This window comes from Noviherbaspirillum sp., from assembly GCF_035627455.1.
In the GTDB taxonomy this organism is placed as follows: domain Bacteria; phylum Pseudomonadota; class Gammaproteobacteria; order Burkholderiales; family Burkholderiaceae_D; genus Noviherbaspirillum.
In genome coordinates this window covers 85980-99678 of sequence record NZ_DASPLS010000059.1, presented here as the reverse complement: position 1 = coordinate 99678, position 13699 = coordinate 85980, and the positions used below count along the sequence as shown (strand labels likewise).

General features: G+C 63.5%; 11 protein-coding genes. 4 read left to right on the top strand and 7 right to left on the bottom strand.

The window, feature by feature from the left end; translation table 11 throughout:
* Positions 1–4: 4 nt before the first annotated feature.
* The 3 genes from VEC01_RS10795 to VEC01_RS10785 all read right to left on the bottom strand — a co-directional run bounded on the left by VEC01_RS10795 (position 5) and on the right by VEC01_RS10785 (position 6549).
* The gene (locus VEC01_RS10795) at positions 5–3700 is read right to left on the bottom strand and encodes a nitrate reductase subunit alpha (RefSeq protein WP_324900817.1); all 3696 of its coding nucleotides are present in this window, start codon (positions 3698–3700) and stop codon (positions 5–7) included.
* A gap of 169 nt (positions 3701–3869) precedes the next feature.
* Positions 3870–5255, bottom strand: coding sequence for a NarK family nitrate/nitrite MFS transporter (locus tag VEC01_RS10790; protein ID WP_324900816.1), 1386 nt, complete (start codon positions 5253–5255; stop codon positions 3870–3872).
* A gap of 28 nt (positions 5256–5283) precedes the next feature.
* Positions 5284–6549, bottom strand: a complete 1266-nt coding sequence (locus VEC01_RS10785) for a nitrate/nitrite transporter (protein WP_324900815.1) — start codon at positions 6547–6549, stop codon at positions 5284–5286.
* 297 nt (positions 6550–6846) lie between these two features.
* On the opposite strand from VEC01_RS10785, the gene VEC01_RS10780 reads away from it, so the two are divergent.
* The 4 genes from VEC01_RS10780 to VEC01_RS10770 all read left to right on the top strand — a co-directional run bounded on the left by VEC01_RS10780 (position 6847) and on the right by VEC01_RS10770 (position 10582).
* Complete coding sequence (locus VEC01_RS10780; RefSeq protein ID WP_324900814.1) at positions 6847–7284, top strand: universal stress protein; 438 nt, start codon at positions 6847–6849, stop codon at positions 7282–7284.
* A gap of 348 nt (positions 7285–7632) precedes the next feature.
* Positions 7633–9654, top strand: a complete 2022-nt coding sequence (locus tag VEC01_RS10775) for a ribonucleoside triphosphate reductase (RefSeq protein ID WP_414691439.1) — start codon at positions 7633–7635, stop codon at positions 9652–9654.
* 27 nt (positions 9655–9681) lie between these two features.
* Positions 9682–9876 carry an anaerobic ribonucleoside-triphosphate reductase gene (nrdD, locus tag VEC01_RS20630; protein ID WP_414691438.1) on the top strand — a complete coding sequence of 65 codons (195 nt, stop codon included), beginning with the start codon at positions 9682–9684 and terminating at the stop codon, positions 9874–9876.
* A gap of 22 nt (positions 9877–9898) precedes the next feature.
* Positions 9899–10582 carry an anaerobic ribonucleoside-triphosphate reductase activating protein gene (locus VEC01_RS10770; protein ID WP_324900875.1) on the top strand — a complete coding sequence of 228 codons (684 nt, stop codon included), beginning with the start codon at positions 9899–9901 and terminating at the stop codon, positions 10580–10582.
* Positions 10583–10756: 174 nt separating this feature from the next.
* On the opposite strand, the gene VEC01_RS10765 is transcribed toward VEC01_RS10770, so the two are convergent.
* From VEC01_RS10765 to ubiU, 4 genes are all read right to left on the bottom strand, one after another.
* Positions 10757–11158, bottom strand: coding sequence for a putative zinc-binding protein (locus VEC01_RS10765; protein WP_324900813.1), 402 nt, complete (start codon positions 11156–11158; stop codon positions 10757–10759).
* An 11-nt stretch (positions 11159–11169) separates the two neighbouring features.
* Positions 11170–11649: a ubiquinone anaerobic biosynthesis accessory factor UbiT gene (gene ubiT, locus VEC01_RS10760; RefSeq protein WP_324900812.1), complete on the bottom strand. Its 480-nt coding sequence runs from the start codon at positions 11647–11649 to the stop codon at positions 11170–11172.
* 87 nt (positions 11650–11736) lie between these two features.
* Complete coding sequence (gene ubiV / locus VEC01_RS10755; RefSeq protein ID WP_324900811.1) at positions 11737–12627, bottom strand: ubiquinone anaerobic biosynthesis protein UbiV; 891 nt, start codon at positions 12625–12627, stop codon at positions 11737–11739.
* Positions 12628–12645: 18 nt separating this feature from the next.
* Entirely contained in the window at positions 12646–13641 is a 996-nt protein-coding gene (ubiU, locus tag VEC01_RS10750; RefSeq protein ID WP_324900874.1) for a ubiquinone anaerobic biosynthesis protein UbiU, read from the bottom strand.
* Positions 13642–13699 lie beyond the last annotated feature (58 nt).

Genomic DNA, 13699 nt, shown 5'->3' with positions numbered 1-13699 from the left:
GTGATTACGCCTTTTCCTTCAACGGACCTTCCAGCCAGTCGACGTTCTTCACCTTGCGGATGAGCACGAACTCATCGCGGTTCGAACCGACGGTGCCGTAGTAGTTGAAGCCGTACGACAGCTGGGCGTAGCCGCCGATCATGTGCGTCGGCTTGGTCACGGCGCGGGTCACCGAGTTGTGGATGCCGCCGCGCATGCCCGAGGTCTCCGCACCCGGCATGTTCACGATCTTCTCCTGGGCGTGGTACATCAGCGTCATGCCGACCGGCACCCGCTGGCTGACCACGGCGCGGGCGACCAGCGTGCCGTTGACGTTGAACACTTCGATCCAGTCGTTGTCCTCGATGCCCGCTTCCTTGGCGTCGATTTCCGACAGCCACACGTGCGGGCCGCCGCGCGACAGCGTGAGCATGCGCAGGTTGTCCGAGTAGGTCGAGTGGATGCCCCACTTCTGGTGCGGCGTGATCCAGTTCAGCGCGATTTCCTTGTTGCCGTTCGGGCGCTTGCCAAGGATGCCGGCGGTGGTCTTGGTGTTGATCGCCGGGCGGTACACGCACAGGCCTTCGCCGAATTCTCGCATCCACAGGTGATCCTGGTAGAACTGCTGGCGGCCAGTCAGGGTGCGCCATGGGATCAGTTCATGCACGTTGGTATAGCCGGCGTTGTAGCTCACCTCTTCGCTTTCCAGGCCGGACCAGGTCGGCGAGGAGATGATCTTGCGCGGCTGCGCCTGCACGTCGCGGAAGCGGATGCTGTCGTGCTCGCGCGGAATCGCCAGGTGCGTGTGGTCGCGGCCGGTGATCTTGGACAGCGCATCCCAGGCCTTGACGGCGACGTGGCCGTTGGTTTCCGGCGCCAGCGACAGGATCATTTCCGCCGCGTCAATCGCCGTTTCGAGGCGCGGCTGGCCCTTCGACACGCCCTCTTCCGTCACCACGCGGTTCAGGCCGCGCAATACATCAACCTCATGCTCGGTCTTCCAGCTGATGCCCTTGCCGCCGTTGCCTACCTTCTCCAGCAACGGGCCGATCGAGGTGAACTTCTTGTACACATCCTTGTAGTTGCGCTCGACCACCGTCATCGCCGGCATGGTCTTGCCCGGGATCGGTTCGCATTCGCCGGCGCGCCAGTCCTTCGGATCAAACGGCTGGCCAAGTTCGCCGGGGGTGTCGTGCATCAGCGGCGTCAGCACCAGGTCCTTCTGGGTGCCGAGGTAGTCGCCGGCGACTTCCGTGAACTTCTTCGCGATGCCCTTGTAGATTTCCCAGTCGGACTTCGCCTTCCACAGCGGCTGCACGGCTTCCGACAGCGGGTGGATGAACGGATGCATGTCGGACGTGTTCAGGTCGTCCTTTTCGTACCAGGTCGCGGTCGGCAGCACGATGTCGCCGTACAGCGCAGTGGTCGACATGCGGAAATCGAGCACCACCAGCAGGTCGAGCTTGCCTTCGGCCGCCGGGCGCACCTTCACGTACTTCGGCTTGATGCAGCCGTCTTCGCTGTTCATCACCGCATTCTGGGTGCCGAGCAGGTACTTCAGGAAGTACTCATGGCCCTTGCCCGAGCTGCCGAGGATGTTGGAACGCCACACGAACATGTTGCGCGGGAAGTTCGCAGGATTGTCCGGGTCGTCGCAGGAGAAGTTGAGGTTGCCGCTCTTCATCTGCTCGACCGCATACTTCACCGGGTCCTTGCCGGCCGCTTCCGCGGCGCGGGTGACTTCCAGCGGGTTGGTTTCGAGCTGCGGCGCGGACGGCAGCCAGCCGAGGCGCTCGGACTTGGCATTGAAGTCGATCAGCGCCATGTTCGAGAACTCGCCGTCCGCGGTCGGGGTCAGGATCTCGTTGGTGCCCAGCTTTTCATGGCGCCACTGGCTGGTGTGCGCGTAGAAGAACGAGGTGGAGTTCATCTGGCGTGCCGGACGGTTCCAGTCGAGCGCGAACGCCAGCGGGGTCCAGCCGGTCTGCGGACGCAGCTTTTCCTGGCCCACGTAGTGCGCCCAGCCGCCGCCGGACTGGCCGACGCAGCCGCACATCATCAGCATGTTGATGATGCCGCGGTAAGTCATGTCCATGTGGTACCAGTGGTTCAGCGCGGCGCCGACGATGACCATGCTCTTGCCGCGGGTCTTGTCGGCGTTCTCAGCGAACTCGCGGGCGACGGTGATCACGTCGGCGCGCTTGACGCCGGTATGCTTCTCCTGCCAGGCCGGGGTGTAGGGAACGTCGTCGTCGTAGCTGGTGGCGACATTGCCGCCGCCCAGGCCGCGGTCGACGCCGTAGTTGGCCATCGACAGGTCGTACACGGTGGCGACCAGCGCGGTCGTGCCGTCGGCCAGCTGCACCTTCTTCACCGGCACGTTACGCACCAGCATGTCGTTGGCATCGCGGCCGCCGAAGTAGGCGAAGCCGACGCCGGCCACTTCGTCGCCGCTGTCGATCAGCGACAGCTTCGGATCGATTTCACGGCCGCTCTTGCCTTCCTTCTGCTCCAGGTTCCACTTGCCGGATTCGCCCCAGCGGAAGCCGATCGAGCCGGACGGCGCGACGATGTCGCCGGTCTTCTCGTCGATGACCAGGGTCTTCCATTCCGGGTTGTTGGTTTCGTCCAGGTTGTTGGCCAGGTGGGAGGCGCGCAGGAAGTAGTCCGGCACCAGGTAGCCGTTCTTTTCCTTAAGCAGCACCAGCATCGGGAAGTCGGTGTACTGCTTCGCATAGTCGCGGAAGTAGGCCGACTTGCCGGTCGCGTGGTATTCCTTGAGGATCACGTGACCCATCGCCATCGCCAGCGCGGCATCGGTGCCCTGCTTGGGCGCGAGCCAGATGTCGCCGAACTTGGCCATTTCGCCGAAGTCGGAGGACACGGCGACGGTCTTGGTACCCTTGTAGCGCACTTCGGTGTAGAAATGCGCATCAGGGGTACGGGTCATCGGAATGTTGGAGCCCCACACCATCAGGTAGGTGGAGTTGTACCAGTCGGCCGATTCCGGCACGTCAGTCTGTTCGCCCCAGATCTGCGGCGAGGACGGCGGCAGGTCGCAGTACCAGTCGTAGAAACTCATCGCCACGCCGCCGATCAGCGACAGGTAGCGGGTGCCGGCGGCATAGCTGACCATCGACATCGCGGGAATCGGCGAAAAGCCGATGATGCGGTCCGGGCCATATTTCTTGACCGTGAAGGCGTTGGCCGCGGCGATGATCTCGTTGACCTCATCCCATTCTGCACGGACGAAACCGCCCTGCCCGCGCACCTTCTTGTACTTCGCCGCGCGCTCCGGATTCTGGCTGATGTGTTCCCAGGCCTGGATCGGCCCCATGGATTTGCGTGCTTCGCGCCACATCTGCATCAGGCGGCCGCGCACCATCGGGTACTTCACGCGCTGCGCGGAGTACACGTACCAGGAATAGGAAGCGCCGCGGGGGCAGCCGCGCGGCTCGTGGTTGGGCAGGTCCGGGCGCGTGCGCGGATAGTCGGTCTGCTGGGTTTCCCAGGTGATCAGGCCGTTCTTCACATACACCTTCCAGCTGCACGAACCGGTGCAGTTGGCGCCGTGCGTGGAACGCACGATCTTGTCGTGCTGCCAGCGCTGGCGGTAGGCGTTTTCCCAGGTGCGGTCTTCTTGCACTACCGCGCCGTGACCGTTGGAAAAGGTTTCCTTGGCCTTGCTGAAAAACTTCAGGCGGTCCAGAAAGTGACTCATGGTTTCTCCATACTCGCGCCCTTTAGCGGGCGCCTTGTTGTAACTGCATCGAGGTTTTGCTCATTAACAAGTTTAAGGAGCGCGGCTCGAGCTTGATATTCGCAAGAAGTCGGGCCAGACCCTGCGTTGGTACTAACCCGACTAGTCCTTTTGAACTATGTGATCCGCTTCAGCACGGCATCGAAGCGTTCTTGCGCGAATAGCACCACCAGGTGATGGCGATGCAGGTCACGTAGAAGCCGATGAAGCACCACAGCGCGGCGATCGGGCCGCCGGTCATCGCGATCGACGTGCCGTAGCTCTTCGGGATGAAGAACGCGCCGTAGGCGCCGACGGCGGAGGAGAAGCCGAGCACCGCGGCGGCTTCCTTGTTGGCGTCGACGATGGCCTGTGCTTCTGCCTTCTGACCCTTGCCGGCCGCGGCGCGCTGGCGCTCGGTCATGAAGATCACCGGGATCATGCGGAAGGTGGACGCATTGCCGACGCCGGTGCCGGCGAACAGCAGCATGAACATCCAGAAGAAGCCGGTGAAGTTGCCTGCCGAACCGCCTTCGGGCAGGAACTGGATCACGCCGACCACCGCCAGGATCATCACGATGAAGGTCCAGAAGGTCACGACCGCGCCACCCAGCTTGTCGGAGATCCAGCCGCCTGCCACGCGGGCGAGCGCGCCGACCAGCGGGCCGAGGTAGGCGTACTGGAGCGGATTGACGTTCGGGAACTGCGACTTGATCAGCATCGGGAAGCCGGCCGAGTAGCCGATGAAGGAACCGAAGGTGCCGATGTAGAGCCAGCACATCAGCCAGTTGTGCTTGCGCTTGAAGATCACGGCCTGCTCAGAGAACGACGCCGAGGCGGAAGCCAGGTCATTCATGCCGAACCAGGCGGCGATCGTTGTCATCGCAATGAACGGCACCCAGATGAAGCCGGCGTTCTGCAGCCACATCTGCTTGGTTTCCGCGCCCTTGGTCCAGACCTGCGCGTCGCCGCCGAGAGCGCCGAAGATGCCGGCGGTGATCACCAGCGGCACCACGAACTGCACCACCGACACGCCGAGGTTGCCCAGGCCGGCGTTCATGCCGAGCGCATAGCCCTTCTGCGCCTTCGGGAAGAAGAAGCTGATGTTGGCCATCGACGAGGCGAAGTTGCCGCCGCCGAAACCGCACAGCAGCGCCAGGATCAGCATGGTCGGGTAGCTGGTGTTCGGATCCTGCACCGCGTAGCCGATGCCGATCGCCGGGATCATCAGCGACGCGGTGGAAATCGTGGTCCACTTGCGGCCGCCGAAGATCGGCACCATGAAGGAATAGAAGATGCGCAGCGTGGCGCCGGACAGGCCCGGCAGCGAGGCCAGCCAGAACAGCTGGTTGGTGCTGTACTGGAAGCCGATGTTGGGCAGGTTCACCACCACCACGCTCCACACCATCCACACCGCGAACGCCAGAAGCAGCGCCGGGATCGAGATCCACAGGTTGCGGTTGGCGGTCGCCTTCCCCTTGCTCAGCCAGAACGAAGGCGACTCCGGCTCCCAGTGACTGATCAGATATTTACTCACATTATTCTCCTTTTATCGAATGCGACCGTCATGCCGCCTTGGCCAACGGCATGGATTTTTCCGGAGTGTCCCGCTCCGGCTTGAACGAGAAGTGCATCCACACCAGCGACACGCAGACCGTGCCGTAGAGCAGCATGAACGCGCTGGAACGGATGCCGGTCAGGTCGACCAGCGCGCCGAACATGATCGGCAGGATGAAGCCGCCGAGGCCGCCGGCCAGGCCGACCACGCCGGACACGGCGCCGATGTTGTGGCTGAAGTCGTCGGAAATGAACTTGAACACCGAGGCCTTGCCGATCGCGGTGGCGACGCCGACCACGAACAGCAGCACGGTGAACATCCAGGCGTTGATGCCGATGTTCATCGTCATGTCGCCGTTGACGGTCTTGATCACCATCGAGGTCTGCGGATAGGACAGCAGGAAGAAGCTGACCCAGCATGCCCACATCACCCACCAGGTCACCTTGTAGGCGCCGTACTTGTCCGAGATCCAGCCGCCAAGCGCGCGCAGCACGCCGCCCGGCAGCGAGAAGCAGGCAGCCAGCAGCGCGGCCAGCTTCATGTCGAAGCCGTACTCGGACACGTAGTATTTGGTCATCCACAGCGCCAGCGCGACATAGCCGCCGAACACCACCGAGTAGTACTGGCAGTAGCGCCAGACGCGCGGGTCCTTGAGCATCTTCAGCTGGTCCACGAAGGTCACGTTGGACGGCACCACGTGCGACTTGTCGCTGAAGCTGAACAGCCAGAAGATCGCGCAGGTGATGGCCATCGCGATCGCGTACACCTTGGGCAGCATCTCCCAGCCGAAGGCGGCGATGATGGCCGGCGCGACGAACTTGGTCAGCGCGGAGCCGGAGTTGCCGGCGCCGAAGATGCCCATCGCCAGACCGCGGCGTTCCGGCTGGAACCAGCGCGCGACGTACGGCGTGCCGACCGAGAAGGATCCGCCGGCGAGGCCGACGAACAGGCCGAGCACCAGGAAGTGCCAGTACTGGGTGGCTTCACTGATGAACCAGATCGGAATCACGGTCGACAGCATCAGCACGAACAGCACGATGCGGCCGCCGAACTTGTCGGTCCAGATCCCGAGCGGCACGCGCACCAGCGAGCCGGTGAGCACCGGGGTCGCCGCAAGCAGACCGAACTGGGTTTCATTGAGCCCGAGCTTTGCCTTGATCGGGATCCCGAGCACGGCGAACATCATCCAGACGGCAAAACAGATGGTGAACGCAAAAGTACTGCTGGCGAGGACTGAAATCTGCTTGCCTCTTGTATTTCCATTTTCGGCCACGACACACCTCCCTAGACGTTTGACGCGATGTCAGAAGGTTACGTCCGGGCTGTCCAATGGACTATTGGTCGTAGGGGTATCTTGCGAAAGCAATAGGGGTAGTCCCTTACGCCGGAGGGGCTAAACCGCGTTGAACTTGTCTAGTTCTAAAGGACTAGTTTGATGCTTACCGGAGATTTTGACTGTGATCAAGGTTTCCGACGGATGCGGCACTTAGGATGCGCGTGGCACTGGCGGAAAACCCCGTAAACGCGTTTCCCGCACATGCGATTCCAATCATTAGCAAGAGAGAAAACGATGTTCAAGAAGATCCTGGTTCCGACCGACGGCTCCCCGCTGTCCGACAAGGCGATCGAAGCCGCCCTCAAGTTCGCGCAGGGCGCGGGTGCCAAAGTCTACGGCGTTTCCGTCGCCGAGCCGCGCCACGCCCTCAACATGTCGGAAGGCTCGAGCGTGATCGACGCCGACGACTACGCGCGCCAGATGCTGGGCGCCGCGCAAAACCACGTCGACAAGCTGGAGCGCGCCGCGCGCGCGGCAAATGTCGAATGCGAGACCCTGGTCGCGCAGTCCTTCAATCCGTACGAGGAAATCATCGCTGCGGCGAAGGAATACGGCTGCGACGCGATCTTCATGGCATCGCACGGCCGCAAGGGCCTGTCGGCCCTGTTCGTCGGCAGCGAGACCCAGAAAGTGCTGAGTCACTCCACGATCCCGGTGCTGGTGCTGCGTTAAGCCGCAGGCGCGGCGGCCTCCGCGGTCGCACGCGCGCCTTCCCCGGCCGCAGGCGGGCGGCGCCTTCCAATCGCCGCCCTCCCCCGTCGCTCCCGCGCAGGCGGGAGTCCATGGTGAACTCGCAGTGCAGCCACACGCCAACGCCAGGACAGTTTCCCCCGATCGGTGCGCGCAGGCGCGCCCCAACGACATCCGGCATTCCAGCCGGCGCTTCCCCGCCCTCCTTTCTCCGCGCGCGAATTATCCCGGATCAAGCAATTGCAAAAATTCCGGCACCGGGATTGTGACCACTAGTAATAGTGCATAACATCTCCATGACCACAACATATTGTGCAACCAGGAGACCGAATGACACCTCGCGCGATCACCTTCCTTACCCACGTCGTCAAACGCGACGGCGCGGTAGAGCCTTTCGACCCGAACAAGATCCTGTCGGCGCTGCTGCGCGCCGGCCAGGCCACCGGCGAATACGGACAGGAAGAGGCGGAGGCGCTGACGCTGCAGGCGGTGATGAAGCGCATCCAGCTCCAGGGCGGCACCGCGCCGCATATCGAACAGATCCAGGATGTGGTCGAAACAGTGCTGTTCGACGCCGGCTACCGCAAGACCCTGCGCGCCTACGTGGTCTACCGGGAGCAGCACAAGAAGCTGCGCGGCGACCGCAAGACCCTGGTGGATGTCGAATCCTCGATCAATGAATATCTCGAGCAGCTCGACTGGCGCGTCAACGCCAACGCGAACCAGGGCTATTCGCTCGGCGGCCTGATCCTGAACGTTTCCGGCAAGGTCATCGCCAACTACTGGCTGAACCATGTGTATCCACCGGAAGTCGGCGAGGCGCACCGCGAGGCCGACATCCACATCCACGATCTCGACATGCTGGCCGGCTACTGCGCCGGCTGGTCGCTGCGCACGCTGTTGAACGAAGGCTTGAACGGCGTGCCCGGCAAGGTCGAATCCGGCCCGCCCAAGCATATGTCGAGCGCGATCGGGCAAATCGTGAACTTCCTCGGCACGCTGCAGAACGAGTGGGCCGGCGCGCAGGCGTTCAGCTCCTTCGATACCTACATGGCGGCCTTCGTGCGCAAGGACCGGCTGTCCTATCCGGAAGTGCGCCAGTGCATGCAGGAACTGATCTACAACCTGAACGTGCCGTCCCGCTGGGGCACCCAGACGCCGTTTACCAACCTCACCTTCGACTGGGTCTGCCCGGAAGACCTGCGCGAGCAGGTGCCGGTCATCGGCGGGCAGGAGATGACGTTCACCTACGGCGAGCTGCAGGCCGAGATGGACATGATCAACCGCGCCTACATCGAAGTGATGATGGAAGGCGACGCCAGGGGCCGGGTGTTCACCTTCCCGATCCCGACCTACAACATCACCGAGGACTTCGACTGGACCTGCCCGAACGCCGACCTGCTGTTCGAGATGACGGCGCGCTACGGCCTGCCCTACTTCCAGAATTTCGTGAATTCGGAACTCAAGCCGAACATGATCCGCTCCATGTGCTGCCGCCTGCAGCTCGACCTGCGCGAACTGCTCAAGCGCGGCAACGGCTTGTTCGGCTCGGCCGAACAGACCGGGTCGCTCGGGGTGGTCACGATCAACTGCGCTCGCCTCGGCCACCTGTACCGCGGCGACGAGCAGGCACTGTTCGCGCGCGTCGACCGGCTGCTGGAGCTTGGCAAGACCAGCCTCGAGATCAAGCGCAAGGTGATCCAGCGCCACATGGACAACGGCCTGTTCCCGTACACGAAGCGCTATCTCGGCACGCTGCGCAACCATTTCTCCACGCTCGGGGTGAACGGCATCAATGAGATGATCCGCAACTTCACCGGCGGCCTGCACGACATCACCAGCGAATGGGGCAACGCGTTCGCGCTGCGCCTGCTCGACCATGTGCGGGCGCGCATGCTGGAGTTCCAGGAACAGACCGGCAACATGTACAACCTGGAAGCGACGCCGGCCGAAGGCACCACCTACCGCTTCGCAAAGGAAGACCGCAAGCGCTACCCGGGCATCCTCCAGGCCGGCACGCCGGACATGCCGTACTACACGAACTCCTCGCAGCTGCCGGTCGGCTTCACCGACGATCCCTTCGAGGCGCTGGAGCGCCAGGAAGCGCTGCAGCGCAAATACACCGGCGGCACAGTGCTGCACCTGTACATGACGGAGACGGTCTCCAGCGCAAGCGCCTGCCGCGCGCTGGTGCAGCGCGCGCTGTCACGCTTTCGCCTGCCCTACGTCACGGTGACGCCGACCTTCTCGATCTGCCCGAAGCACGGCTACCTCGCGGGCAGCCACGAATTCTGCCCCAAGTGCGACGAAGAACTCCTCGCGCGCAAGATGCGCGAAGCCAAAACTCATTAGAACTCATTTCATAAATAGGAGAAAAACATGACCGACCTCTGCCACCGCAAGCCAGCCGACAGCAAGCAGATCGTCCTCGACGACGCCGAACGCCAGCGCTGCGAGATCTGGACGCGCGTAATGGGCTATCACCGGCCGCTGTCCTCGTTTAATATTGGAAAAAAGGGAGAATTCCATGAGCGTAAGTACTTTAGCGAGCAATGCGCGCAGCTCGACGGCTGAAGGCGCGCAGCGCACGCTGAAGGTGGGCGGCATCACGCCGTTCACCGCAACCGATTATCCGGGCAAGCTGGCTGCCGTTGTTTTCGTGCAGGGCTGCCCCTGGCAATGCGGCTACTGCCACAATCCCCACCTGCAGATGCGCCTGCACAAGAGCCCGTTGCAATGGTCGAAGGTGGTGTCCCTGCTGGAAAAGCGCGTCGGTCTGATCGATGCCGTGGTGTTTTCCGGCGGCGAGCCGACGCTCGACCCCGCGCTGGGCAGCGCGATGCGCGACGTGCGCAAGCTCGGCTTCCAGATCGGCCTGCACACCAGCGGTTCCTATCCGCAGCGCCTGGCGGAACTGCTGCCGCAGGTCGACTGGGTTGCGCTGGACATCAAGGCGCCGTTCGACCAGTACGAAAAGGTCACCTCCGTGGCCGACAGCGGACTGCAGGCGCGCGCCTGCGTCGAAGCAATCCTTGCCGCCGGCGTCGGCTACGAATTCCGCACCACCGTCCATCCCCTGCTGCTGAACGAGGATGAGATCCTGGAGATGGCGCGCGGCCTGGCGGACATGGGCGTGAAGAACTATGCGCTGCAGGCGTTCCGTGCGCAGGGTTGCAAGACCAAGGATCTGAAGGCGACCGCGCTGGCCGGCTATCCGGGCGAGGGACTGCTGCAGCAGGTGTCGGCGATGTTCGAGCGCTTCAGCTACCGGCCGGCGTAGCCTCGCGGGGTGGGTAGAGCGCAGCGAAACCCACCATTCCAGCATCTGGAGCGCATGGCAGGTTCCGCTGCGCTCTACCTCGGCGGCCCCACCCGCCCTGCAATCCTTTTCATTGATGCGGACGCTCTTCCGGGCCGGCGTTAAACAGGGCCGCCGTCACGGTGGCCGTTCTGCTTATCCGTTCGCCCCGCCGGGCGCCTCTTCCGCCGGCGCGGCCTTCACCACCGCCGTCACTTCGGCGATCACCGCTTCCACCTGTTCCGGGTCATAGTCGGTGTGGTACTTCTTCTTCACGCCGTATTCCTGCAGCTGCATGTACCAGGTGGGCGCGATGCCATGACGCGCGAGCGAACTCTTCACGCACGCAAGGATGCAGCCGTCGATGCCGACGATCGGCCGGCCGGATTTTGCGATCTTGAGCAGGTGCGGCACGTCGCCGCCGACGCCTGCGATGCAGGACATCTCGGCCACCCCGCGCCGGTCCAGCTGCAGCGCGACCTGGTTGGCGGTCTGCGCGGCGCTGGAGCAGCCGGAACAGGAATAGACCAGCGGAAAGGCGGGATCCCTGGAGGGCATGGCGCCTCCGGTCAGGACTGGCCGCCGCCCGCGCCCGGCTTGATGCGGCCGAATACGCGCGCCGGCGCGAGCTTGCCGAGTTCGAATACCGGCAGCTCGATCGCGTCGAGGGTATTCTTCACCAGCAGGCCGAGTTCGGTATCGCCTTCCATGGAGAGGCGGCGGCTGAAAAACAGCGTGTCCGGATCTTCTTCGCGCCGCGCGAGCAGCAGGAAATCGTGCGCGCTGGCGCTGATCGTCAGGTCGGGCTCGCCCTGGTTGCTGCCTGCAGCAAAGCGGCCGTTACTCCACAGGAAGTCGAACGACAGGCGCGCGTCGGTCACCTTGATGCGCAGCTTCTTGCCGGACAGCGCCTGCTGCACATCCTCCGGCAGGTTGCTCTTCAAGACCAGGTTCAGGCCGGTCGCAAACAGCAGCGACCCCGGATAGACCGGCAGCAGCGACAGCAGTTTGCCGACGGGTTCGGGCAGGACGAAACGATTCGGAACCATGTGATAAACCCTTTTAGTCAATTTCGAGGGGCCGGCGCGAAGAACTCGGCCCTACCGCTCTTTATTACCGTTCTCTACGCACGGCCTTCAGGCCACCATCCGGTCCAGCCCCGGCTTGCCGTGCCAGTAGCCATTGCACGGCTGGTCCGGCATCAGCGCTTCCATCTGCCGCAGCGCGTCCGCGCCAGACAGCTTGTTATCGATCACGTCGCGGAACAGCGCGGCGATACGCCCGGTGTGCTGCGCCTGCGGGCTGATGCGCACCACATCCACGCCGACTTCCCGCATCCCGGCCAGCTCGCCCACCAGGTTGTACACCAGCGCCGATTGCGTCTGGATGCCGTTGAGCGTCAGGAAATGCTGGCTCTCGCGGGTCTTGAGCGACAGGCCGTCCGGATATTCCATGCAGCGGAACTGGCAGTCGTCCTTCGGCAGGTTGTGATGGCGGGCGGTGAAGCAGCGCGCGGAAAACGCGAGCGGCATGCGGCCGTAGGCGAACACCTCGGTCTCGATGCCGGCCGGTTTTTCCTTCTGCACATGCGCCAGCGCCGCGCGGCTCATTTCCAGCGGCAGCACCCAGCGCTTGGCGCCGGTTTCGGCCATGAACTGCAGCGTCGGCGCGTTGAAAATGTTCAGGTGCGGGCCGGCGACGAACGGCGCCTTGCCGGCGATGCAATTCACCGCGCCCATGTCGTTCGCTTCGACCGTGTAGCGGCCGTTGTCGGTGATCCGGTGCAGCGTGCCGATGTCGGTCTTCGATTCCAGCAGCGCCTGCGTCGACAGCACGACTTCCTTGCCGGCCTCGGCGAGCATGTCGGCGATGTCGATCCAGTCCTGCAGGCGCAGTTCGCGCCGGCGTGAACAGACGGCCTCGCCGAGATAGACGATGTCGACCGGCGCATTGGCGATGGTCTGGTAAAACTCAAAGACCGTGTCACGCGGCCAGAAATAGAGGACGGGGCCCAGGGACAGCTTCAAAATGCATTCTCCCGCAGTTTATTTCCAGGGGCGGTGATAGGCGCCGAGCGTGTGCTGCTGGCCTTCCGCCACCTTGTTCAGTTCCGACATCCAGAGCGGCTTGACGGAATAGCGCTGCGAACTGTCGAGGCAGTTGTCGATCGCATCGCGCCAGACCTTGGTGACCTGCGCGACGTAGGCCGGGCTGCGCTGGCGGCCTTCGATCTTGATCGCGCGCACTCCCATCGCCAGCAGCTGCGGCAGCAGCTCGAGCGTGTTCAGGCTGGTCGGCTCCTCGATTGCGTAATAGTCTTCGCCGTTGACGTCGAAGCGTCCCTTGCACAGCGTCGGATAGCCGGCGTTCTCGCCCTCGCCGTAGCGGTCGATCAGCACGCCGTTCAGGCGCGACTCCAGCCCCTTCGGCGTCTGCTGCCAGCGCACCGCCTTGGCCGGGGAACACACGCCATGGGTATTCGGCGCCTCGCCGGTCACGTAGGACGACAGCGCGCAGCGCCCTTCGACCATCACGCACAGGCTGCCGAAGCCGAACACCTCGATCTCCACCGGGGTGTTCTTCGTCACGTATTCCACCTGCTCCAGCGACAGCACGCGCGGCAGCACCGCGCGCTGGATATTGAAGCGCTTGTGGTAGAAGTTGATCGCCTCGAAATTGGTCGCCGAACCCTGCACCGACAGATGCAGCCGCAGGTCGGGATACTTGTTCGCCGCATATTGCATCAGCGCCGGGTCGGCCAGGATGATGGCGTCGATGCCGGCCTGTGCCGCGCGGTCGACCGCGGTGCGCCACGGCGCCCAGTTTTCCGCCTGCGGATAGGTATTGAGGGCCAGCAGCACCTTGCGGCCCTTGCCGTGCGCGTAGCGGATGCCTTCCGCGATCGCATTGTCGTCGAAGTTCAGCCCGGCGAAATTGCGCGCGTTCGTGGCGTCGCGGAAGCCGAGGTACACGCAGTCGGCGCCGTTGTCGACGGCCTGCTTCAATGCGGGCAGGCTGCCCGCCGGGCAGACCAGTTCCATCTTGGGTGTGGTTTGCTGCACTTGTTCGTTCTCTGGAAACAGATCAGTGGTTGTTGTT

Coding starts and splice junctions, on each gene's coding strand:
- ubiU (WP_324900874.1), bottom strand. CDS start 13,641: ATGGAACTGGTCTGCCCGGCGGGCAGCCTGCCCGCATTGAAGCAGGCC.
- nrdD (WP_414691438.1), top strand. CDS start 9,682: ATGACCGACCTCTGCCACCGCAAGCCAGCCGACAGCAAGCAGATCGTC.
- VEC01_RS10775 (WP_414691439.1), top strand. CDS start 7,633: ATGACACCTCGCGCGATCACCTTCCTTACCCACGTCGTCAAACGCGAC.
- VEC01_RS10765 (WP_324900813.1), bottom strand. CDS start 11,158: ATGCCCTCCAGGGATCCCGCCTTTCCGCTGGTCTATTCCTGTTCCGGC.
- VEC01_RS10795 (WP_324900817.1), bottom strand. CDS start 3,700: ATGAGTCACTTTCTGGACCGCCTGAAGTTTTTCAGCAAGGCCAAGGAA.
- VEC01_RS10780 (WP_324900814.1), top strand. CDS start 6,847: ATGTTCAAGAAGATCCTGGTTCCGACCGACGGCTCCCCGCTGTCCGAC.
- ubiT (WP_324900812.1), bottom strand. CDS start 11,649: ATGGTTCCGAATCGTTTCGTCCTGCCCGAACCCGTCGGCAAACTGCTG.